Origin of the sequence: Caballeronia humi (genome assembly GCF_001544475.1) — a bacterium.
GTDB lineage: Bacteria > Pseudomonadota > Gammaproteobacteria > Burkholderiales > Burkholderiaceae > Caballeronia > Caballeronia humi.
The window spans coordinates 187504-209133 of sequence record NZ_FCNW02000002.1 but is presented as its reverse complement, the minus strand read 5'-3'; the positions used below and the strand labels follow the sequence as shown (position 1 = coordinate 209133).

Here is a 21630-nt window from a genome sequence, read left to right as displayed (position 1 = left end):
TTCAGGAAGCCTTGGCGCCGCCGTTCAGATCGATGCCCGCGCGATGCGTGCCGACGATCCGTCCGATCAGATAGCCGTCCGACGCGCACGCGTTGACGCGCTCGTTGCCGTTCCACTGGATCTTGTATTGATCCTCGCGCGACTGGACGCTGGCGGCGTCGAACTTGCGTTTCGGCGGTGCTTTGGCGCCCGCGTCGCGCGCCTGTTCCAGCACGAGGCGGTTCCACGTCAACGCATAGCCGTAGCGAACGCCGTCGGCGAAAGCGTCGTTGTCGCATACTTGCGACGGCGGCACGAGCTTGAGGGTCACGTGATGGCCACTCGACCCGCCGACCATGATGCGCTGTTCACCCGGCGGCCCGGCCGGCACCGGCGGGCCGACGAGCGTCGCGGCCGTTCCCGACGCCGAATTCGGCACGGGCGGCAGGCTGGCATTGGCATCGGTGGATTGGGGAAGCGGCGCGCACGCGCCCAGAAGGAGCATCGACGCGGCTAACGCCGCGCCGAAAACTTTCAAACGTCTTAGGAAAATCACCTGCGATTCCGTCTCAAATAATCCGACCGCTACCTTAACATCTCAGACGAATCTCATATTTACGCGGCGCTTTCACCAGACGGTTCCGATCGCTTCCATGACCCTCCACACCGTCATCTACGACACCGACCCCGGCATCGACGACGCCATCGCCCTTGTGTTCCAGGCGTTGCATCCGGAAATCGAGCTGGCGGGGATCACGAGCGTGTTCGGCAACGCGTCGATCGCGACGACGACGCGCAACGCCCTATATCTCGCGCAGCGTTTTGCGCCGGGCGTGCCGGTTGCGCGCGGGGCGGCCGCGCCGTTGCAGTGCATGGCGCCCGAACCGCTCGGCTGGATTCACGGCGACGACGGCCTCGGCAATATCGGATTGCCCGAAGTCGATCACGCTCCGCTCGATTCGCGGCCGGCGCATCAGTTCATCGCCGAGACGGTGCGCGCGCGTCCGGGCGAGATCACGCTGCTCGCCGTCGGGCCACTTACGAACCTGGCGCTCGCGCTCGCCGACGATCCCGGCATCGCAGAACGGGTCAAGGAAGTGGTGATCATGGGCGGCGCGTTCGGCATCGGCGGCGTGCTCGGCAACGTCACGCCGGCCGCCGAGGCCAATATCCACTGCGATCCGCACGCCGCCGACCTCGTGTTCGCGGCGCCGTGGAAGGTGTCGATCGTCGGGCTGGACGTGACGCACGAAACCGTGATGACGACGGCCTATCTCGCCTCGATCCGCGACCGGGGCGGCGACGCGGGGCGCTTCGTCTGGGACATTTCGCGACACTACGAACGTTTTCACTCGGAAAGCGACCAGGCCACGGGAATCTTCGCGCACGATTATTCGGCCGCCGCGTACCTCGTCGCGCCGCATCTATATGAAACGCGCGGCGGGCCGGTGCGCGTGGTGACGGAGGGCATCGCGAACGGTCTGACGATTCAGAAGCCGTTCGGGATGCAGGTAGACGCGCCGGACTGGGAGGGCCGGCCGTCGTGTGAAGTCTGCGTCGGCGTCGATGCGCCGGGCGTGCTCGATCTCTTCGATCGCATGCTTTGCGACCAAAACGCTTAGGCCAGTTGTCTGGCCAGCCAGTCGCGCAACGCCTCGATTTCCTCGATGCACACCGAATGCGGCATCGGATACGTGTGCCATTCGACCGGGCAGCGGTGCGCCAGCGCGAAATCGCGTGCTTCCTCGCCTAAACGTAAAGGGAGGACGTCGTCGGCGGTGCCGTGGGCGGCGAAGATCGGCGTGTCGCGGTTGGCCTCGCTGAACGCCGCGTCGATCACGCTCGTCGACGGCACGTAGCCCGACAGCACGATCAGCCCCGCCAGTTTTTCGGGATGCGTGAGGCCGGCCGAATACGTCATCGCGCCGCCTTGCGAGAAGCCCGCGAGGAAAATCTTCTCCGTCGGGATGCCGCGCGCGTTCTGCTGCGCAATCAAATCACGCACAACGCCGCACGACGCCTCGATGCCCGCCTCGTCGACGCGCCGGTTGATCCCCTGGAACGACAGGATGTCGTACCACGCGCGCATCACATAGCCGTTGTTCGCGGTGACGGCGATCTCCGGCGCGTTCGGAAACACGAAACGCACGGCGGGTGCGTCCTGCAGACGCAATTCGGGCACGAGCGGCACGAAGTCGTTGGCATCGGCGCCCAGGCCGTGCATCAGGATCACGGCGAATTCGGGATCAGGCGCGGTCTCGATTTCGATCGTCGACGGTTGGTCGGTCATGTCTGCGGCTCCGTTTTATTACAGTCAGATGATGGGAATCAGCACGAGGATGATGCCGATGAACGACACCGCCCACACGAGCGAGCGCAGAAACGGGATGCCCGCCGCGTACAGCGGCAAGTAGATCACGCGCGCGATAATGTAGATGAGCGCGCCCCAGTGCGTCATCACACCCTCGCGCCCCGCGACGTGCGCGATCAGGATCGCGGCGGCGAATACCGGCAGCGTCTCGAAAAGATTGCTCTGTGCGCGCATGAGGCGGCCAGTCAGCTTGCGCGGCGGCGGCGCGGGCGCGTCGCGCGGACCGGCGTTGTAGCCGATGCCCGTCTCGCCATTGCGCAGCACGGCGGGCAGCATCACCTGCACGAGCGCGAGAACCAGCGTCCAGGCGAGAACCGTCAGTTCGAAACTCATGGTGACTCCTTGAGGCAGGTTCGACTATTTTCGGGATGGTGCCGGCCGCGTGCGCGCACATGATGCCATCGGCGTCCGGGCGGCGTGTAGGCTAGGCGTTTTGGCCAGGACCACGCTCATGCAGACCCTTCCGTTGCGCCTCGTCCCCGGTGACGATTTACGCGCGTCGCTCGAAGCCATCGCCCGTTCGCGCGCGCTGTCCGCCGCGTTCGTGCTGCAGGGCATCGGCAGCCTGAGCGCCGCGCGGCTGCGCTACGCGGGCATCGACGATCCCGCGCAGCTTACCGGCGACTTCGAAATCCTGACGCTCGCCGGCTCGCTTTCCGTCGATGGCGCGCATCTGCATATGTCCATTTCCGATCGCGACGGACGGGTGTTCGGCGGCCACGTCGCGGCGGGCTGCATCGTGCGCACGACTGCCGAAATCCTCGTCGCGCTGCTTGAGGAGCACACATTTTCGCGCGAGAACGATGCGCAAACGGGCTTTCCGGAACTCGTCGTCAGGCCGCGCTAGCACGCCGGGCGCGGCGGCGATGCCACGCCATCCGCGTCAATTCGATGCTCAAAATGCACGCGACCAGCCACGCCGTCCCCGACGCGAACCCCGCCAGCACGTCGCTCGCGAAATGCACGCGCAGGAACACGCGGCTGCAAGCGGTCGTGAACGCGACGACTGTCGCCGCGACCACGACCGGTTTGTGCCACCGCGCGGGCATCGTTCGCACGAGGACGTACGCGATCATCCCGTAAGTCACGAGCGAACCCGACGTGTGCCCGCTCGGAAAGCTCCAGCCAGCGGCAGTAGCGACGGCCTGATCGTGCACCGGCCGCACGCGCTCGAAAATGTGCTTGAGCGTCGTGTTGAGCACGCCATTGCCCGCGATCGCGAGCACGAAGCCGAACGCGAGCAGCCGCCGCCGCGCTAATAAGAGTGCCACCGCGCCGCCGATGCACCACACCGTCAGCAGCCACGGATCGCCGAGATGGGTAATCCATGCGAACGCACGGATCACAGCGGGCGGTACGGACGCGGCGATCGCATCGGCGAAAGTCTGGTCGAGGCGGCCGAGTTCTTCCTCGGCTCCGAGTTCGTCGGCGATCGCGGCGAAAAGTGCCGCTGCGCCCGCGATGATTGCGAAACTCACCGCGAGGTGGATGGAAAGCAGTGTCTTCGGCGGCAGGCGGCTCTCTTCGCGCGGCACGCCGAACCGAAGGACGAGCCACCACGCGAGCGGCACCGCGATTACGAGCACCAGCAGCAACACGCCGAAGCCGGCGAGCGCATGTTCCCCGGCGAAGCGCGCGATGGCATCGGGACTCAATGGCTTCATGAGGTTTCACACGCCTGACGTGCTTCATCGAAGGCGAGATCGTGCTGCGTCACGAGCGCAAAGGCCCCGCTCGCTTCCGCGAAATCCCAGCGCTCGACCACCGCCCGTCGCGACCCCGGCGCCGCGTGTTCGTAGCGGATCAGGTTCACCGAATTGTTGATCTCCCCGCGCACCCGCGTCGACACCGCCGTCCCCGCCTGCACCGCCCACATCCGTCGCGGCAGGTTCGCGAACGTGTCGTGCAGCGGCAGCACGTACGGCAAGTGGATGTGGCCACCCGCGATCAAGTCGGCGCCCGCGCGCGCCCAGCGCGGCACTGCACGCTCGCGGCCGTGCAGCAGGTTCGCTTCGTCCTGCGCGCGTGTGACGGCCACCGGCTGGTGCGTGATCACGACGCGCAACTGCGCGGGCGTCGCGCGCTCGAGCCGCTCGGCGACGCGTCTGATTTGCTGCATCGACACCTCGCCGTCCTTGTGGCGATACGGGCGCGTCGTGTTGAGCGCGATCACGAGCAGTTCCGGCGATTCGTACACCGGTTCAAGGTCCCGCCCGAACACGCGCTGATGGTTCGCGTACGGGTGAAACACGCGCGCGAACACGTTGAAGAGCGGAATGTCGTGATTGCCGGGGACGATCAGCGTCGGCGTGGCGCCGAGCCTGTCGACGAAAGCGCGCGCTGCCTGGAACTGCGCGCGGCGCGCGCGCTGCGTCAGATCGCCGGACATGACGATGAGATCGGGCTGCATCGTCTCCTTGAGGGAGAGCAGCGCATCGACGACGCGCGGCCGTTCGGTGCCGAAATGCGGATCGGAAATCTGCAGCAGCAGCGTCATGAGCGATTGGCGAGGGCGATTTCGGGCTCCGGTTTCAGCAAAAAGAGCGGTTCGGGCGCGACGTGGAATTCGAGCGGCATGTCGAGATGCGTCACTTCGCCATCGGTTGCGATTTTCACGCGGCGGCGCCGTTTGGACGGATGCGTCACCGTGATGCTGCGAAACGCGAAGCTGATCACGTTGTCCGCGTCGCTCAGGCGTCCGGCGGCGCCGCGCAGCGACAGAAAAATCTGCGCGATCCGGCCGACCGCGCGCGGCGCGATGGCTGCAAGCAAGCCCTGTTCCAGCAAAGGCGCTTCCCTCATGCCGATCTGTTCGAGCTGCAGCCGGTTGTTGCCGACAAAGAGCGTCGAGGTGCGGATTTCGCGCATCTGTCCTTCGTGCTCGATGTGCAGACGCAGATGGCGATGGGCACGCAGCATCGTCGCGGCCGCAGAGAAAAGCGCGATCAGGCGGCTGCGGCCGAACTGCTGTTTGTAGATTTCGCGGTCTTCGAGGAGTTTTGGATAGAGCCCGAGGCTCGCGTTGACGAGGAACATGCGCCCGTTCACCACGCCGACCTGCACCGGATAAGCGCGCGCGGTGAGGAGGAGCCGCGTCGATTCGTCTAGCCCGGCGGGGATGCCGTGGTCGCGGCTGAAGTAGTTGAACGTGCCGCGCGGAAGGACGGCGAACGGGCAGCCGCTGCCGAGAGTCGCCTGCGCGACGGCGCAGAGCGTGCCGTCGCCACCCGCGCCGACGACCACGCCGTTTTGCTGGATCGCGTCTTCTACGGCCATTCGAGCGGTGGCGGCGAGTTCCGCGGGATCGTCGACGAGACGCAATTCGTAGCGACGACCCGCGCCGCCGAGCTCGCGATCCAGGATTTCGCGTGTGAGGTCGCCTTGCTTGCGGCCGGAACCGGCGTTCATGACGATGAAGAACGGGGCGTCGGGCGGGATGGTGAGCGCGGAAACGGCGCGCTCGGCGGTCGGGGTCATGGGGCAGGCGCTCCTTGGGGGCGGGCGATGGCGCTCGTTCGGAAGGCGGAGCGGCGCGCTTGCATCAGGCGGCGCGGCAAGTATACGAGTTCATTACAACGAGCTTGGTTCCGGATTCGCTTGCAGGCAAAAAGAAAGCGCGGCCGTTTCACACCGGCACGCATCGCCGTGTGCGTTTCGCCGATGCGATGCGCTAAAAGCACCTAACGCGAACGCACGAGCGCAGAGGCGATGACCGCGCTCGCGAAGCAGGCGCAGGAATCCGGGCTTGGGCACGAACGAGGCATTTGCAGAGCATGACGATACAAAAAAACCGCCGGTGCAAGTCGGCGGTTTTCTCGCACCCTCGTGCGCACCGGCAAGCTACTCGCCGACTACGCCGCGATTCTCCGAACCACGGCACATCGAACGGCTCACGTATGCTCGCCGCGAATATAAAACTCAAGCTGCTGAATAGTGAACTGCTGCTCGGAAATGATGTTCTTCACCAGATCCCCGATTGAAATCATCCCGACGAGTTTCCCGCCGTCGATCACGGGCAAGTGCCGCATGCGTTTGTCGGTCATGAGGGCCATGCAGTCGTCGGTGGTCTGGTCGAGGCGCACGTAGCGCACCTGCGCGGTCATGATGTCGCGCACCGGCGTCTGCTTCGACGCGCGGTCCATCAGCACGACCTTTCGCGCGTAGTCGCGCTCCGTCATGATGCCGACGATTTCCTCCCCTTCCGTCACCACGACCGCGCCGATGTGCTTGTCCGCCATCATCTTGATGGCGTCGAATACGGACGCGGTCGCCGCGATCGTAAACACCGTTTGATCGGGCTTCGAATTCAGAACCTGTGCGACAGTTGCCATCGAGCGCCTCCGTTTGACCGCACGGCGTGCATCGGCCGATGCACGCCTTCTTTCTTCTTCGGGATCGCCGCCCTTGCGTCGCGGCGTGGCCGGGAGCGCCTCAAAGGGCAATTACGCCCCAATTACCCCGACCATTCAAAAAGTATAGTTCAGAGACACGCGCCGATGTGCGCCCCCGCCCGTCAGGCTCGCGCAAACCCGCACGCGAGGCGAAACACCTTCAGTTTCGCAGAAAGTTGCCGCTAATCAGCAATCCATCGTCTGCAAGCGGGCGATAACACACAGCGCAACCAGCGTTTCCAGCGACGATCAGGGGAAAAGAGTGAGCAGTTCACAGCACGATATCGAGCAGCGCGTCAGGCTCGCCGGCAACAACATGTTCGAATTGCTGCTGTTCCGTCTGGGCGAAGCCCCGGACTCGGAGCAGCGCGAGCTTTACGGCATCAACGTCTTCAAGGTGCGCGAAATCCTCGCGATGCCGGCCATCACGGCCGTCGCGGGCGCGAACGCGGAAATTCTCGGCGTCGCGGATATTCGCGGGCAGATCATTCCCGTCATCGACCTGGCGAAAGTCACCGGCTGCCGCCCGAAGAACGGCCCGAAGATCCTGCTCGTCACGGAATTCGCGCGCACGACGCAAGGCTTCGCCGTCGAGGAAGTCGACGATATCGTGCGGCTCGAGTGGAATCAGGTGCTCTCGGCGGAATCGCATTCGAGCGGGCGCACGGTGACGAGCTTCGCGCGGCTCGACGGCAACGTCGACGGTTCGCGGCTCGCGCAGGTGCTCGACGTGGAGCGCATCGTGCGCGACGTGCTGCCGTCGACGGAACCCGACATCACCGAGGAACAGACCGGCCGCGTCAAGCTCAAGCCGGGCGCGAAAGTGCTCGCCGCCGATGACTCCGGCGTCGCGCGCAGCCTCATCGAGCAAAGCCTGACCGCGATGGGCGTGCCCTTCGTGATGACGAAAACCGGCCAGGAAGCGTGGCACGTGTTGCAAGCCGCGCAGAGAAAAGCCCAGGCCGACGGCACGGACATCGGCGATCAGATCGCGCTTGTCCTGACCGACCTCGAAATGCCGGAGATGGACGGCTTCACGCTCACGCGCCGTATCAAGGCCGACGCGGGCTTGCAGTCGATTCCGGTCGTGATCCACTCGTCGCTGTCGGGTTCGGCGAACGAGGAGCACGTGCGCAAGGTCGGCGCGAACGCGTATGTGTCGAAATTCGTGGCGGCGGAACTGGCGTCCGTGATGCGCGAGGCGCTTTACGGGACGTGATCGCGTTCGAATAGACCGCGTTGTAAACGAAACGGCGCCCGGTGCAGTCAGACCTCGTGAGTCTGCTGCGCCGGGCGCCGTTTCGTTTCTGCTGCGTTCAGGACCGTGGGTTACGCGGCCCGAACGCCGTTCGATCAGCGACCGAAGAAGACCGAATTCGTGTCGTTCGATTGCGCGCGGTTGCCCGATTGAGCCAGCGAGTCACGCGAACCGCCATAGGCGCGGGCGTCCGAACCGTATGCAGCTTGCTCGGCGGCGATGGTCTGCGCGCTCGGGCCATGTTGCGACGACGGTGCGCCGACAGCCGGGCGATACGACGGTGCCGGGCCGTAACCGCTGGCGAAAGCCGGTGCGGCGAGGGTGGCGGAAGCGGCGATCAGCAAGGCAGCGAGAAGATTGCGTTTCATGGTGGTTGCTCCAGAGTCGTTTGACGTTTCGATTCGTTTCAGAAGGCGCCGCAGCAGACTTGCAAGAAACTCTGTGCTACGTCGATGAAATGCAGTGTATACCCGCACTATTGATTTTTTATCCCCATAAATTTCAATTGTCTTTTCAAGATAGGCCAACAATCGATCTGGAGCGGTTTTAGTTGAAATTGCGCAAACGCCCGCCACGCAAAGGTTTGCGCGATTCGAGCGGCGGGGTCGGTTTCGGGGGACGGAACAATCGCGGCGCAAAGTTTTTTGCGGCCGCGCGCGGCGGAGCGTGGCGAGGGCTAGTGGAGCAGGCGCTGAATCAGAAGAACGAGTTCGCGCGGCGTGTTGCCTTTCTGGCAGTAGCCGTCGAACCCGGCGTGCATGCCCTTCGTGCGGACGTAATCCTCGGCGAGCGCCGTAAACGCGATGATCCCGACGTTGCGCGTCGGTGGAATGCGGCGCAGAACGCGCGCGGTCGCGAAACCGTCGTGCTCCGGCATGCTGATATCGAGAACGATCACGTGCGGCACCCAGCCGTCGATCGCATGCAGCGCATCGACGCCGCTCAGCACGTAGCGGGTATCCAGGCCGTCCGCGGCGAGCGCGGCGGCGAGACCTTCGGCGCTCGCTTCGTTATCGTCGACGACGAGAATCCGCCAGCGCTTTACGTCGGCGTCGGAGTCGACACTTCGGTCGGTCCAGAGGACACAGGAACAGGAACGCGGCAAGACTGAATGCATGTGACGCACGCTCGGAATATTCGTCTTGGTGTGGAGCAGCAGGTTTCGCGCCTGACATGCACAACACATGGACAAACGCGCCGCGCGGGTCGCTCAGACATCGTCTTTTTTACCCTTGCGGCGCTTGGCCGTCGCTTCCTCGCTGTCGCGCAACCTGGCGTTTGCCGCGACGAGCAGCGCGGCGTCGCGCTGAACGAGTGCGTGTTCAAGACTTTCGAGCGCCTCGCGCAACGCGGCTTTATCGGCTTTATTGAGCGACGCCGGGGCGTGATCGATCACGCGTTTCGCTTCCTTTTCCAGGCGCTTGAAGAGTTTCGTGCCGAAACGGCTGTCGATGGCCTGTTCGCGCAGCAGATCGCTGAGGGTCGCCGCGAGCCGCGTCAGGCCGGTCGCGGTCGTCTGCGTGGGTTCATCGATTTCGTCCTGAAGTTCCACCGCGATTCTCCCTTGAGCGCCATTCTGCGTGCCGTGCGGATGCACGGTCATCGTGCGCCGCGCCATCGTAGCGCGTCAATGTGACAGTCATACGTGCCTTTCAATATGCACGGTTTCACCGATTGGCGCAGCCATCGAAACGCTGCGCGCATCAAAAAGGGCCTCAAGCGGTGGCAAACTACGGCACGCGATCCCAAAAATACACGCTACCCAAGCCACGCATGAATTCCCCGACTATCAAGGCTACGCCCTACGGCTCCGACTTCTCCGGCCTCGTCTGCGGCTTTCGCTTCGTCGCCGATGAACCCGGCGTGCCGATCGATTCGAACGGCGTCGTCCAATGGATCGAGCGGCACGATACCGCGAAGGAATTCCTCTGGCTGCATTTCGACCTCGCGAACAGTTCGTGCGAACGCTGGATGCGCACGCGGCTCGATCTGCCGGAAGCCTTCTTCGACACCCTGCGCGACGGCTCGCACTCGACGCGCATCGAGCATCAGGAAGGCGCGCTGCTCGCGGTGATCAACGACGTCATCTTCAACTTCGAGCTGACGCCCGCCGAAATCGCAACGCTCTGGGTCTACACGCACCAGAAGCTGCTCGTGACGGCGCGCCTGAAGCCGCTGCGCTCGGTCGATACGCTGCGCGAATCGGTGCGGCGCGGCGAGGTGTTTCGCTCACCGGCGGAGTTGCTCACGCACCTGTTGCGCGATCAGGCCGATCTGCTCGTGCAGATCGTGCGGCGCACGAACGTCGAAGTCGACCGGATCGAGGACCGTTTCCTCTCTATGCGCGCGCCCGCGAGCCGCTCGGATCTCGGCGCGATGCGGCGCGTGCTCGTGCGCCTGCAGCGGCTGCTCGCGCCGGAACCCGGTTCGGTGTTCCGGCTGCTCGCGAGGCCGCCGCGCTGGCTGCATCTGCACGACGTACAGGACCTGCGCGACGCGACCGAGGAGTTCTCGCTCGTGCTCGGCGATCTGGCGGGGCTCGTCGAACGGATCAAGCTGCTGCAGGAAGAAATCGGCACGCGCATGGACGAGCAGAGCAACCGCACGCTCTTCACGCTCACGCTCGTCACCGTGCTCGCGCTGCCGATCAACATCGTCGCGGGGTTCTTTGGGATGAACGTCGGCGGGATTCCGTTCGCCGAGAATCATCACGGCTTCTGGCTGATGGTGCTGATCGTCGCGACGTTCACCGTGCTTGCGGGATGGTGGGTCTTCCGCAGGCGGCGCGGCGATCAGTAGCGGCGCACCTTTCCTTGTTGCTCAAAGGCCCAGATCGGTCAGGCCCGGATGGTCGTCGGGGCGGCGGCCGAGCGGCCAGTGATACTTGCGCTCGGATTCCTTGATCGGCAGGTCGTTGATGCTCGCGTGCCGATGCGTCATGAGCCCCGCTTCGTTGAACTCCCAGTTCTCGTTGCCGTAGCTGCGGAACCAACTGCCCGAATCGTCGCGCCATTCATACGCGAAACGCACAGCGATGCGCGATCCAGTGAACGCCCACAATTCCTTGATCAATCGATAGTCGATTTCGCGCACCCATTTGCGCTGCAAGAACGCCTCGACGGCGGCGCGGCCCGTGATGAATTCCGCGCGGTTGCGCCAGCGCGTGTCCTCGCTGTACGAGAGCGCGACGCGCTTCGGATCGCGGCTGTTCCAGCCGTCTTCGGCGAGGCGGACTTTGAGCTTGGCGGATTCGGGATCGAAAGGCGGGAACGGCGGCTTGGTTTCCATGACGCAATCCTTTTAGCAGGTGACTGATGGAGAAGGTAGACAGATCGGTCTACCGACGCACTCTAGCGCAGGGAGACAGACCTGTCTACAATCTCCTGTCATGAACTCTGCCGACCTCATCGAAGCACCCGATCTCACGCCGTTCGAGCGCATCCTGCTCGCCGCGCACGATCTCTTCTATCGCGACGGCATCCGCGCGACGGGCATCGATCGCGTGATCGCGGAATCGAGCGTTGCGAAGAAAACGTTCTATCGAGCCTTTCCGAGCAAGGACGACCTGATCGTCGCGTTCCTCGAATACCGGCATCAGAACTGGATGATGTGGTTCAACGAAGCGCTCGAACGTCACGGCGCGAACCTGCAAGCGCTCGTACCCGCGCTCGCCGAGTGGTTCGAAAGCGAGGCGTATCGCGGGTGCGCGTTCATCAACTCAGTGGTGGAAGTGGGCGGCACGCATGCGGACGCGGTCGATATCGCAAGGCGCCACAAGCGCGATATGGCCGATGCGATCAGGAAGCTGCTGCCGGCGGCGTCGCGCACCGCGAAAGCCGATGCCCAGGCGCTCGCGATGGCGGTCGATGGCGCGATCATCGCGGCGCAGTTCGAGGACTCGCCGGCGGTGGCGTTGAAGTCGCTGGCGCGCATCGTCCGGGCGATGAGCACATAGAAAAACACCGGCGCGAGGCCGGTGTTGAAGTTCCGATGACAGCGGTGGTTATCGCGCGAGAACAATCTGCGCGATGATGCCCGACGCCGCCGCGACGAGCAGATAGTCGCCGCCTACGCCGACCCACTGATAACCGCGCGGCGGCTGGCGCAGGCCATAGCCGCGCCAGTCGTCGACGACGTACTGGCGGTCGCGATAATCGTGCGAGAGACGATCGCCCTTGCGCCATTCGGCGTGTCCATCGGGGCCGCCGGGGCCGCCGCCTTCTGCATGCATCGGCGCGGGTGCGTGACCGTTGTCATGCGCGTTGTTCGGCGCGCCATGCTGGCCTCGATCAGGGCTGCCATGCGGGCCACCATTGGAACCATGCTCCTGCTGATGCGGCTCGCCAGGACCGCCCGGCATTCCCTGCGCAAAAACCGCAGCGCTGGAAAGACCCATGCTCGCGCAAAGCAACGCGGCAACGATTCGACTCTTCTTCATATAAACACCTCTTCGACGATCCATGACTGGCCGATAAAAAAAATCATCCGGCAATGTGAACCTGCGGGACGAATCGGAAGAGGTGACTGTACGCGGCGCAAGCGGTCCGAGCCGTGTCATTGTGTAAGCAACGCTTACCGCGGTTTACCGGCTCGCCACCTTGCGATGCCTGCGTGCATCGGCCGGAGCGATGGCTTTTTCGATCACGTTCGCAAGCGTTTCGAAGGCCGGGCCGATCTGTTCGTTCGGCACGCACGCGTAGCCGAGCATCAGCCCCGGTCGCGCTGATGCCTGATCCACGTAGTAATTCGCGAGCGGCCGCGTCACGACACCCGCGTCCAAAGCAGCAGCCGCGACGGCGCGATCGTCGGTGCCGTCGGGTAGTCCGAGCACGAGATGCAGGCCGGCTTCGTCGCCCATCACGTCGAGCGTGTCGCCGAAATGCGCGGTAATCGAATCAATCAGCAATTGCCTGCGCTCGCCGTACAGCGTGCGCATGCGGCGCACGTGCGAGGTCAGGTAGCCGTCCATGATGAACTCGGTCAGCACGGCCTGCTGCATCAATTGCCCTTCGCGATAGAGTTCCGCGATCCCCGTGCGAAAGGTGTCGACGAGTTGCTCCGGCACGACCATGTAGCCCATGCGCAAGCCGGGAAACAGCATCTTCCCGAGGCTGCCGACGTAGATCACCTGCCCAGCTTCATCGAGCCCTTGCAGCGACGCAAGCGGCCGGCTGCCGTAGCGGAACTCGCTGTCATAGTCGTCCTCGATGATCCAGACGTCGTGCTGGCGCGCGAATTCGAGCAGCGAGCGGCGCCGCGCGAGGCTCATCACCATGCCGAGTGGATATTGATGCGACGGCGTCACGAGCGCGAGCCGAGGCGGCTCGCGCATGTCGCGTTCGAGCGGATTGAGGCCTTCGCCATCGACGGGAATCGGCACGAGCGTCAGCCCCGAAGATTGCAGCACGCTCCTCACGCCCCAGTAGCACGGCTCCTCGACCCACGCGCGGTCGCCGAAATCGGTGAGCAGGCGCACGGCGAGATCGATCGACTGGTGGATGCCGGTCGTGATCACGATCTGGTCCGGCGAGCACTTCACCGAGCGCGCGACGCGCAAGTAGTCCGACAGCGCGCGCCTGAGCGGCCGATACCCGCCGCCGGGTGCGTAAGTCAGCAGTTCGGGACTGGCGCGCTTCCAGAGCCGCGCCTGCAAGCGGCTCCACGTGCGCGCGGGAAACTCGGCAACATCGGGCACGCCGGGCATGAACGCGCCCCACTGTTTCGGCGAGACACCCGCTTGCCCGATCAGACGCGCGCCGCGCTTCGAAAGCGCGCAGGGCTTCTTAGGGCCAACGTTGTCAACGGGCGGCCGGGCTTCCTGCGGCCGCGTATCGGCGACATAAGTACCGCTTCCCGTCGACGAAATCACATAGCCCTCGGCCGTGAGCTGGTCGTACACGTGCAGCACCGTATTGCGCGCGATTTCCAGATCGGCGGCGAGTGTGCGCGAACTCGGCAGCTTGGTGCCGGGCGCGAGCTGGCCGGTCAGGATCGCCTGCTGCATCAGGTCGAGCACCTGGCGGTACATCGGTTCGGCGTGCGCGCGGTCGAGCCGCGCGTGTAGCCAGTCGGAGAGGATGATCGTGTCCACGTGGTTCCCTTGACCGTACGAGTGGCCCTGTCTAAGTGGTTCCACTGTGAATATTGAAATGGCTCCACATTGTAGAACCGTACAGGGCTATAGTTATCGCGGGCAGTGGAAAAATTTTTCGGTGCGGCGCAGCATGCGTCGCGGCGACAGGCATAACGGATTCGAAGGAGACTCGGACGATGAAATCCGATCAGGTGATCGTCAGCTTTCGCGGGGTTCGCAAGACATATGACGGCGAAACGCTCGTCGTCAAGCAACTCGATCTTGACATCTATCAGGGCGAATTCCTCACGCTGCTCGGGCCGTCGGGCTCGGGCAAGACGACGTGTCTCATGATGCTCGCGGGCTTCGAATTCCCCACCGGCGGCGAAATCTGGCTCGACGGCAAGCTGCTCAACAAGGTGCCGCCGCACAAGCGCGACATCGGCATGGTGTTTCAGAACTACGCGCTCTTTCCGCATCTGTCGGTGCAGCAGAACGTCGAATATCCGCTGACGGTGCGCAAGATGTCCGCCGCCGAGCGCGTCGAGCGTACGCACAACGCGCTCAAGATGGTGCGCATGGAGAGCTTCGCGAAGCGTTATCCGGCGCAGCTTTCGGGCGGGCAGCAGCAGCGCATCGCGCTTGCCCGCGCCCTCGTGTTCGAGCCGAAGCTCGTGCTGATGGACGAACCGCTCGGCGCCCTCGACAAACAATTGCGCGAGCACATGCAATACGAGCTGAAGTCGTTGCACGAGAAGCTTGGCGTGACCTTCGTCTACGTGACGCACGATCAGGGCGAGGCGCTCACGATGTCGGACCGCGTTGCGGTGTTCGACAAGGGCATCGTGCAGCAGCTCGATACCGTCGATCACTTGTATGAAGCGCCGTGCAACGAATTCGTCGCGAACTTCATCGGCGACAGCAACAAGCTGCGCGGCACGATCGAACAGATTCAAGGCGATTTCTGCGACATCCGTCTCGCCGACGGCACACGCGTCTCGGGGCTGAACGTGGCGAAGGCGCAGCCGGGCGCGCAGGCGATCGCGTGTATCCGGCCGGAGCGCATGAAGCTCTCGCTCAATCAAGGCCGGCCGGGCGCGAACGCGCTCGCGGGCGAGGCGAAAAGCCTGATCTATTTCGGCGATCACGTCCGCATGCGCTGCGGTTTGCGCGAGCAGGACGAATGCTTCGTGAAAGTGCCGCTCGGCACCGAAGCGCTCGACGCCTTCGCACCCGGCGCGCCGATCGCGCTGGAATTCGCGCCCGAGCATCTGCGCGTCTTCGCCTGAAGCGGCAGAAACGTTTCCCACCGCAGTCCAATTCATAACAGCAAGCAGAAGAGGAAGCCAGATCATGAAGAAGTTCGCAATGTGTTCCATCGCGGCTGCGGCTGCGCTCGTGTGCGCTTCAGGGGCGATGGCCGCCGAGCTGACCGTCGTCAATTTCGGCGGCGCGAACGGCAACGCGCAAAAAGTCGCGTTCAACCAGCCGTTCGAGAAGGAATCGGGCACGAAGGTCACGGCCGTCGAGTACAACGGCGAGCAGGCCAAGGTCAAGGCGATGGTCGAAGCGAAGCACGTGAACTGGGACGTCGTCGAAGTCGAATCGGGCGATCTTGGACGCGGCTGCGACGAAGGGCTGTACGAGAAGCTCGACTGGTCGAAGATCGCGAAGAAGCCGGACCTCGTTTCCGAATCGCCCGCGACCTGCGGCGTCGGCTTCTTCGTGTGGTCGACGGCACTCGCCTACAACGCTGACAAGCTGAAATCCGCGCCCGCCGGCTGGGCCGATTTCTGGGACGTGAAGAAATTCCCCGGCAAGCGCGGCATGCGCAAAGGCGCGCGCTACAACCTCGAATTCGCGCTGATGGCCGACGGCGTCGCGCCGAAGGACGTCTACAAGGTGCTCGGCACGAAGGCCGGCGCCGATCGCGCGTTCAAAAAGCTCGAAGAACTGAAGCCGAACATCCAGTGGTGGGAAGCGGGCGCGCAGCCGCCGCAGTTCCTCGTCGCGGGCGATGTCGTGATGTCGACGGCCTATAACGGCCGGATCGACGCCGCGCAGAAGGAAGGCAAAAACCTGAAGGTCGTGTGGAACGGCAGCATCTATGACCTGGATTACTGGGCGATCCCGAAGGGCTCGCCGAACAAGGACCTCGCGACGAAGTACATCGCGTATTCGGTGTCCGAGAAGCCGCAGCAGGAATACGCGAAGAACATCGCCTATGGTCCGGTGAACAAGGCCGCGATCAAGGCGCTCGACGCGAAGACGCAGTCGAACATGCCGAATTCGCCGGAAAACGCAAAGAACGCCGTGCTGCAGGACATGGCGTTCTGGACCGATCACGGTGACGAGCTGGAGCAGCGGTTTACGGCCTGGGCGTCGAAGTAACGTAGTTGGTTGGCCGCCTTCCTTGGGAAGGCGTCCGTGCCATGCAGCAAGCAAGGAGAGATTTGAGTGAACACGATGACGATAGCCGCCGAACCGACGCTCGAATCCACGGCGCGGCTAAAGCGCGAGCTGAAAATCGCCGATGCGAAGAAGCGCGCGATGGCGCTCCTCCTGATCGCGCCGCTCGCGATCTTCCTTTTTCTGATCTTCGTGGTGCCGATCGGCGCGCTGCTCACGCGCGCCGCCGAGAACCCCGAAGTCGCGACCGCGCTGCCGCACACGGGCGCCGCGCTCGCCAAATGGGACCGCAAGACGCCGCCGCCCGACGCCGCCTACGCCGCGCTCGCGCAGGACCTGGCGGTGGTCAAGGACGGCGAATCGATGGGGGCGCTCGCCCGGCGCCTGAACACGGAGATTCCGGGCTACCGCTCGCTCGTCACGAAGACGGCGCGCGACATGCCCCTCGTCGGCGACGACGGTCAGCCGCTCGCCGGGCCGCAAATCCGCGAAAAGATCATCGGTATCGACGAGCGCTGGGGGGACGTCGCGTACTGGCAGGCGATCGCGAAAAACGCGGGCCGCTATTCGCCGTTCTATCTGCTCGCCGCGCTGGATCACCGGCAGGACGGCTTCGGCGACATCGAGCACGCGGGGCCGGATCAATCGATTTACCTGAGCATCTTTGCGCGCACGTTCGTGATCGGGGTCGCGGTGACGTTCTTCGCGTTGCTGCTCGGCTATCCGCTCGCGTACTGGATTTCGACGCTGCCCGCCCGCAAAGCCAATCTCGTGATGGTGCTCGTGCTGATTCCATTCTGGACGTCGGTGCTGGTGCGCGTCGCCGCGTGGATCGTGCTGCTGCAAAGCGAAGGGCTGGTGAACAAGACGCTGATCGGCGCGGGCCTCATCGATCAACCGTTCGCGCTGCTTTTCAACCGCGTGGGCGTCTACATCTCGATGACGCACATCCTGCTGCCCTTCATGATCCTGCCGCTTTATAGCGTGATGAAGTCCGTCCCGCCGACGTTCCAGCGCGCGGCCGTGTCGCTCGGCAGCCATCCGTTCGCCGCGTTCTGGCGCGTGTACGTGCCGCAGACGTATCCGGGCATCGGCGCGGGAGTGCTGCTCGTGTTCATCCTCGCGATCGGTTACTACATCACGCCAGCGCTGCTCGGCGGCCCGAACGACCAAATGGTCAGCTACTACATCGCCTACTTCACGAACGTGACGATCAACTGGGGTATGGCGTGCGCGCTCGGCGCCTTGCTGCTTGCCGCGACGCTCCTGTTGTACGTGGTCTACGGCCGCTTCACGCGCTCGAACGTGAGCCTGGGGTAAAGAATATGAAACTCGCCAAACCGCTGTTCGCGCCCCATACGTCGGTCATCGAGCGCATCTGGTTCTTCGCGCTGCGCATCATTTGCGTGCTGACGCTCCTTTACCTGATCCTGCCCGTTCTCGCGATCGTGCCGCTGTCGTTTTCGTCGAGCACGTTCCTCGTTTATCCGATTCCCGGCTTCTCGATGCGCTGGTACGAGAACCTCGTCATGTCCGACGAATGGCGCATGGCCGCGAAAAACAGCTTCATCGTGGCGCCATCGGCCACGATCGTCGCGACGATTTTCGGCACACTCGCCGCTGTCGGACTGCAGAAGGCCAATTTCGTCGGCAAAGGGCTGCTGATGGCCGTGCTTATTTCGCCGATGATCGTGCCGGTGATCGTGGTCGGCGTCGGGATGTACCTGTTTTTTGCGCCGCTCGGCATCGCAAACACGTACTTCGGGCTGATCCTCGCGCATGCGGCGCTCGGCGTGCCGTTCGTCGTGACGACCGTCGGCGCGACGTTGCAGAACTTCAACTTCAACCTGGTGCGGGCGAGCCAGTCGCTCGGCGCGAGCCCGCTCACGACGTTTTTCCGCGTCACGCTGCCGGTGATCGCGCCGGGCGTGATTTCGGGCGCGCTGTTCGCGTTCGCGACGTCGTTTGATGAAGTGGTCGTCACGCTTTTCCTCGCCGGCGCCGACCAGACGACGCTGCCGCGCCAGATGTTCACCGGCATTCGCGAGAACATCAGCCCGACGATCGCCGCTCTCGCGACGATCCTGATCGTGTTCTCGACGAGTCTTTTGCTCGCTTTGGAGTGGCTGCGCGGGCGTGCGGCGGCGCGCGCGGTAGCGGCCTGAGCCTTATTTCAGCCTCGGCGGTCATTTGTCAGACAACCGCTTTGCCCCGTCCGACGGGCCTGTCGAGCAAATGACGGTTTATTCCCGTCGATTATTCGCGCCAACGGGACAGTGTATTCACTGATGCAGTATTTATCAGAATGTGCTTATTGACGTACGTTCTAGGGCAAGCAACGCCTGGAACAGATGCCATGACAGCATTGATGAAAAGAGCGGACCCGTGGATACAAACGGTCCACCAGCTGAAAGCGCTCCCGAGTGAGAGCGCCGTGGGGAACGCGCCGCAGAAGTCGGCGAGCGCGGAGCGTGCGTTCATCGACCAGTTGACGCGCGACTGGGATCGCGATCATCCGCGCCCGTCGAACGATCTGCGGCCGTTTCCGGAAGCGGTCGTGCGCGTGATCGAGCGGCCGAGCAGCGCGACGGCGCTGGTCTACTGGTCCGACCCCGGCACGTGCCACTACGGCTATCAGGGATGGCGCGCGACGAGCGCAACCGTCGCGGGCGTCTGCTCGCTGTCGGGCATGCCGATTCATCGCGGCGACGCGGTGTACCGGCCGTCGCAACGCGATCCGAAGCCACAGAACGCGTCAGCGATGATTCTCGCCGCCGCGATGCCCGCCGACGAGGAAATGGAAGCCGACCTGCACGGCTGAGCGTTTTACCGGCGGCTTCTTCAATAGCCGACGGTAAACCGCTGCCGCACGTGCACGGACTTTTCGAATTCGTCGAGGAAGGCGATCGCGAAGTCCTGGAAAGAGATCCAGCTTCGGCCATTGCCATCGACCAGCAATTCGTCCCGCCCGATGCGGAAGCTCTGCGTGCGCTTGCCGTCGACGAATTCCGCCGATGGAGATACGAACGTCCAGTCGAGGTCCTTCTCCGCGCGCAACGCGTCGAGGAACGCGGCGCTCGCCGCCGCTTCCGTCTTGTACTGCGGCGGGAAGTTGGGCGCATCGATCACGCGCATTCCGGGCGCCGCGTACAGACTTCCCGCTCCGCCGACCACCAGTAACCGCTCGACGCCAGCCTTCTTCACCGGCTCGACGATCGCGCTCGCCGGCACGCCGTCGAAGCGCGCCGAACTGAACACGGCATCGTGACCCACGACGGCTTGCGCGAGCGCATCGGCGTCAAAAAGATCGACGCTGCGTGCCGCCACGCCGTCCCGCCCTTCGAGCGATGAGGCATCGCGCGCAATGCCAGTCACGGTGTGCCCGCGTCGCAACGCTTCCGCGAGCAGTTGGCTGCCCACGTTCCCTGTCGCTCCGATAATTGCAATCTTGCTCATTTGCTCGTTTCTCCTTGCATCAGTGATGGGCAAAAGCGCCCAATCAATGAAAAATCATCATAGTCGCGAACAAACGGCCGCGAAAGCCGCTCAACCAACATGATTTCTTTCCGCAGATGACAGAATGCGACCGTTTCGATCTCCGCCCTTTTCGTCCGCCGAATGCCCGATTCCGTCGCTCGGGCAAAAATCACGCCCGTTTTTAGGCTGCCACAGCTATATTGAGATGGGCTCGCCATAAGTCCGACAAACGTTTGCCCCTCGTTGCCGCTATTAAACTGTAGAGCCGCGCACTCGTTGCAGATCGCGTAACGGCCGCCCTGGCAGGGCCTCGCAGCAAGGCTTTGCGGGCGCCGGTGATCCGCAGTCGAGTGGAACTGAACGTCGTCAATTTGTCATTTCCTTGATTTATATTGCACTCTCTCGCCCGCTCCCATTACCGCAAGGAGTTAATCGTGAAGAATCCGCAAGCGCAGGGTGTCATCGAAGGAGGCGCGAGCCTACCGGGTCAGCCCAACGTTGAACCTGTCCCGGTCCGCGCAATGCCCGAAGCGTCGGCTGACGACTTCGGCTACTCCGATTCGCTGGACATCCCGCTCGACTACGGCATCGTCATGGACGCCGTCAGAGACGCCGTCCGGGCCAATCTCTAAGACGCCGATCTCTTTTCCAACAAGGCGCCCCAATCGGGGCGCTTTTTTTTCGCTGGCATTTTCTGTTGTATCGAAGACGCCGCAGCTTCGATAGCAAACGTTTTCGCGCCCGAATCGGCAGAAAATGCCGCATTTGCCATTCGATACGATGTAAACCATACTCGCGTTTTGCCGTTAACCAGCTAGTACAGGAGCGTATTCATCATACAAGCGCTTTAAACGCGTCTTCGCCAAGCTTTTGTCTATCGACGAATGAATTGAATCGGTAAATAGAAGGCCGATCGCAAGTCAATTCGCGAGATTCGATAAAAATGGCACTGTTAGTCTTTCTACTGGCGAAAAAAAAGCGGTTGAAGTACCTTCGGGCGTGCGCGGGCGCATGGAAATAGCCCGCCCGATTATGTTGACAGCAGCAGCAATTAAGAATCCCGCAGTAATACCGAGTAAGAACGACCGAATAACGGTCGACGCTCCCAAGTCTTTTCAGGGCCAACATGGTTGCCATTTTCGATTACTTGCTGGAACGTCAGATATCAGTGCAGTGGCGCGGTGTGCTTGCCGCGCTCGCCGAAGAATTCGAAGCGCAGATCGGGCAGAGCGAACTGCGTCAGTTGATGAATCGCATCGGACGCCGGTTCGCGGACGCGCATCCGCTGCCCGCGTGTGAATCGATGGCGGAACTCGTCGATTCGCTCAATGCCTTGTGGCGCGACACAGACTGGGGTTTCGTCGCGATTGCGGAGAAGCCTGGCTATTTGAGTATCACGCACTATTGCGCGCCGCTGCCGGCATTCGGCGCGCGCGCGCTTACGTGGAGTCCGGCGTTTCTGGAAGGCGCGTATCAGCAATGGCTCGGCGCACTCGGCGCGCAGGGACTGGCAGTCAAGCAAGCGGGCGAATTCGATGAAAATTCGGCCGTGGAATTCAGGCTTGCGCGAGGCATGCCGTAATAAGACTTATACGGATTGCAAAAAATGCATCGGTGAAGTCGGCAAGGATGACTGAAACCGCACTACGGCATTCACCTTGCTTCCGAACGT

At 63.3% G+C, this 21630-nt stretch carries 26 protein-coding genes; 12 read left to right on the top strand and 14 right to left on the bottom strand.

Annotated features, from left to right (window positions below; all coding sequences use genetic code 11):
- Window position 1 precedes the first annotated feature (1 nt).
- Window positions 2–535 carry a hypothetical protein gene (locus tag AWB65_RS03880; protein ID WP_087665881.1) on the bottom strand — a complete coding sequence of 178 codons (534 nt, stop codon included), beginning with the start codon at window positions 533–535 and terminating at the stop codon, window positions 2–4.
- A 97-nt stretch (window positions 536–632) separates the two neighbouring features.
- Here AWB65_RS03880 and AWB65_RS03875 point away from each other — a divergent pair, with 97 nt between their 5' ends.
- Window positions 633–1601: a nucleoside hydrolase gene (locus tag AWB65_RS03875; RefSeq protein WP_087665880.1), complete on the top strand. Its 969-nt coding sequence runs from the start codon at window positions 633–635 to the stop codon at window positions 1599–1601.
- Here AWB65_RS03875 and AWB65_RS03870 read toward each other — a convergent pair.
- Entirely contained in the window at window positions 1598–2269 is a 672-nt protein-coding gene (locus tag AWB65_RS03870) for an alpha/beta hydrolase (RefSeq protein ID WP_087665879.1), read from the bottom strand. The two genes, AWB65_RS03875 and AWB65_RS03870, sit on opposite strands and share 4 nt — an antisense overlap.
- A gap of 24 nt (window positions 2270–2293) precedes the next feature.
- Window positions 2294–2683, bottom strand: coding sequence for an MAPEG family protein (locus tag AWB65_RS03865; protein ID WP_087665878.1), 390 nt, complete (start codon window positions 2681–2683; stop codon window positions 2294–2296).
- A gap of 118 nt (window positions 2684–2801) precedes the next feature.
- On the opposite strand from AWB65_RS03865, the gene AWB65_RS03860 reads away from it, so the two are divergent.
- The gene (locus AWB65_RS03860; protein ID WP_087665877.1) at window positions 2802–3197 is read left to right on the top strand and encodes a PPC domain-containing DNA-binding protein; all 396 of its coding nucleotides are present in this window, start codon (window positions 2802–2804) and stop codon (window positions 3195–3197) included.
- Here AWB65_RS03860 and AWB65_RS03855 read toward each other — a convergent pair.
- The 4 genes from AWB65_RS03855 to AWB65_RS03835 all read right to left on the bottom strand — a co-directional run bounded on the left by AWB65_RS03855 (window position 3184) and on the right by AWB65_RS03835 (window position 6681).
- Window positions 3184–4014: a phosphatase PAP2 family protein gene (locus AWB65_RS03855; protein WP_087665876.1), complete on the bottom strand. Its 831-nt coding sequence runs from the start codon at window positions 4012–4014 to the stop codon at window positions 3184–3186. The genes AWB65_RS03860 and AWB65_RS03855 overlap by 14 nt on opposite strands.
- Window positions 4011–4847 carry a metallophosphoesterase family protein gene (locus AWB65_RS03850; RefSeq protein WP_087665875.1) on the bottom strand — a complete coding sequence of 279 codons (837 nt, stop codon included), beginning with the start codon at window positions 4845–4847 and terminating at the stop codon, window positions 4011–4013. The genes AWB65_RS03855 and AWB65_RS03850 overlap by 4 nt, the downstream gene beginning before the upstream one ends.
- Window positions 4844–5827: a diacylglycerol/lipid kinase family protein gene (locus AWB65_RS03845; RefSeq protein WP_087665874.1), complete on the bottom strand. Its 984-nt coding sequence runs from the start codon at window positions 5825–5827 to the stop codon at window positions 4844–4846. Before AWB65_RS03845 ends, AWB65_RS03850 begins: the two co-directional genes overlap by 4 nt.
- A gap of 413 nt (window positions 5828–6240) precedes the next feature.
- Window positions 6241–6681, bottom strand: coding sequence for a CBS domain-containing protein (locus AWB65_RS03835; RefSeq protein WP_087665872.1), 441 nt, complete (start codon window positions 6679–6681; stop codon window positions 6241–6243).
- A 322-nt stretch (window positions 6682–7003) separates the two neighbouring features.
- On the opposite strand from AWB65_RS03835, the gene AWB65_RS03830 reads away from it, so the two are divergent.
- Window positions 7004–7960 (top strand): chemotaxis protein, encoded by a 957-nt coding sequence (locus AWB65_RS03830; RefSeq protein WP_087665871.1) that lies wholly within the window; start codon window positions 7004–7006, stop codon window positions 7958–7960.
- 134 nt (window positions 7961–8094) lie between these two features.
- Here AWB65_RS03830 and AWB65_RS03825 read toward each other — a convergent pair whose 3' ends face one another.
- The 3 genes from AWB65_RS03825 to AWB65_RS03815 all read right to left on the bottom strand — a co-directional run bounded on the left by AWB65_RS03825 (window position 8095) and on the right by AWB65_RS03815 (window position 9602).
- Window positions 8095–8367, bottom strand: coding sequence for a hypothetical protein (locus AWB65_RS03825; protein WP_087665870.1), 273 nt, complete (start codon window positions 8365–8367; stop codon window positions 8095–8097).
- 308 nt (window positions 8368–8675) lie between these two features.
- Window positions 8676–9116 (bottom strand): response regulator, encoded by a 441-nt coding sequence (locus tag AWB65_RS03820; protein ID WP_087665869.1) that lies wholly within the window; start codon window positions 9114–9116, stop codon window positions 8676–8678.
- A gap of 93 nt (window positions 9117–9209) precedes the next feature.
- Window positions 9210–9602, bottom strand: a complete 393-nt coding sequence (locus AWB65_RS03815) for a hypothetical protein (protein ID WP_235007493.1) — start codon at window positions 9600–9602, stop codon at window positions 9210–9212.
- Window positions 9603–9772: 170 nt separating this feature from the next.
- Here AWB65_RS03815 and AWB65_RS03810 point away from each other — a divergent pair, with 170 nt between their 5' ends.
- Window positions 9773–10798 (top strand): transporter, encoded by a 1026-nt coding sequence (locus tag AWB65_RS03810; RefSeq protein WP_087665868.1) that lies wholly within the window; start codon window positions 9773–9775, stop codon window positions 10796–10798.
- A gap of 21 nt (window positions 10799–10819) precedes the next feature.
- Here AWB65_RS03810 and AWB65_RS03805 read toward each other — a convergent pair whose 3' ends face one another.
- Window positions 10820–11287, bottom strand: a complete 468-nt coding sequence (locus tag AWB65_RS03805) for a nuclear transport factor 2 family protein (protein ID WP_087665867.1) — start codon at window positions 11285–11287, stop codon at window positions 10820–10822.
- 100 nt (window positions 11288–11387) lie between these two features.
- On the opposite strand from AWB65_RS03805, the gene AWB65_RS03800 reads away from it, so the two are divergent.
- Window positions 11388–11954, top strand: a complete 567-nt coding sequence (locus tag AWB65_RS03800; RefSeq protein ID WP_087665866.1) for a TetR/AcrR family transcriptional regulator — start codon at window positions 11388–11390, stop codon at window positions 11952–11954.
- A 48-nt stretch (window positions 11955–12002) separates the two neighbouring features.
- Here AWB65_RS03800 and AWB65_RS03795 read toward each other — a convergent pair whose 3' ends face one another.
- Both AWB65_RS03795 and pdxR read right to left on the bottom strand, forming a co-directional pair.
- On the bottom strand, window positions 12003–12437 hold the full coding sequence (locus AWB65_RS03795; RefSeq protein ID WP_087665865.1) for an RcnB family protein: 435 nt from the start codon (window positions 12435–12437) through the stop codon (window positions 12003–12005).
- A 144-nt stretch (window positions 12438–12581) separates the two neighbouring features.
- Window positions 12582–14090: a MocR-like pyridoxine biosynthesis transcription factor PdxR gene (pdxR, locus tag AWB65_RS03790; RefSeq protein ID WP_087665864.1), complete on the bottom strand. Its 1509-nt coding sequence runs from the start codon at window positions 14088–14090 to the stop codon at window positions 12582–12584.
- 179 nt (window positions 14091–14269) lie between these two features.
- Here pdxR and AWB65_RS03785 point away from each other — a divergent pair, with 179 nt between their 5' ends.
- The 5 genes from AWB65_RS03785 (at window position 14270) to AWB65_RS03765 (ending at window position 19302) form a co-directional block, all read left to right on the top strand.
- Window positions 14270–15361, top strand: a complete 1092-nt coding sequence (locus AWB65_RS03785) for an ABC transporter ATP-binding protein (protein WP_087665863.1) — start codon at window positions 14270–14272, stop codon at window positions 15359–15361.
- A gap of 64 nt (window positions 15362–15425) precedes the next feature.
- Window positions 15426–16463, top strand: a complete 1038-nt coding sequence (locus AWB65_RS03780) for an ABC transporter substrate-binding protein (RefSeq protein ID WP_087654341.1) — start codon at window positions 15426–15428, stop codon at window positions 16461–16463.
- A 66-nt stretch (window positions 16464–16529) separates the two neighbouring features.
- Entirely contained in the window at window positions 16530–17801 is a 1272-nt protein-coding gene (locus tag AWB65_RS03775) for an ABC transporter permease (RefSeq protein WP_087665862.1), read from the top strand.
- 5 nt (window positions 17802–17806) lie between these two features.
- A complete protein-coding gene (locus tag AWB65_RS03770; RefSeq protein ID WP_087654343.1) occupies window positions 17807–18646 on the top strand; it encodes an ABC transporter permease in 840 nt (279 codons plus the stop codon).
- Window positions 18647–18837: 191 nt separating this feature from the next.
- The gene (locus AWB65_RS03765; RefSeq protein WP_087665861.1) at window positions 18838–19302 is read left to right on the top strand and encodes a DUF3331 domain-containing protein; all 465 of its coding nucleotides are present in this window, start codon (window positions 18838–18840) and stop codon (window positions 19300–19302) included.
- A gap of 20 nt (window positions 19303–19322) precedes the next feature.
- Here the strand turns inward: AWB65_RS03765 and AWB65_RS03760 are convergent, their stop codons facing one another.
- On the bottom strand, window positions 19323–19937 hold the full coding sequence (locus AWB65_RS03760; protein WP_087665860.1) for an NAD(P)-dependent oxidoreductase: 615 nt from the start codon (window positions 19935–19937) through the stop codon (window positions 19323–19325).
- A gap of 455 nt (window positions 19938–20392) precedes the next feature.
- Between AWB65_RS03760 and AWB65_RS03755 the strand changes: the two genes are divergently transcribed.
- Both AWB65_RS03755 and bcsD read left to right on the top strand, forming a co-directional pair.
- Window positions 20393–20590, top strand: a complete 198-nt coding sequence (locus AWB65_RS03755) for a hypothetical protein (protein WP_087665859.1) — start codon at window positions 20393–20395, stop codon at window positions 20588–20590.
- A gap of 494 nt (window positions 20591–21084) precedes the next feature.
- Window positions 21085–21540 (top strand): cellulose biosynthesis protein BcsD, encoded by a 456-nt coding sequence (gene bcsD / locus AWB65_RS03750; protein ID WP_087665858.1) that lies wholly within the window; start codon window positions 21085–21087, stop codon window positions 21538–21540.
- The last annotated feature ends 90 nt before the right edge of the window (window positions 21541–21630 follow it).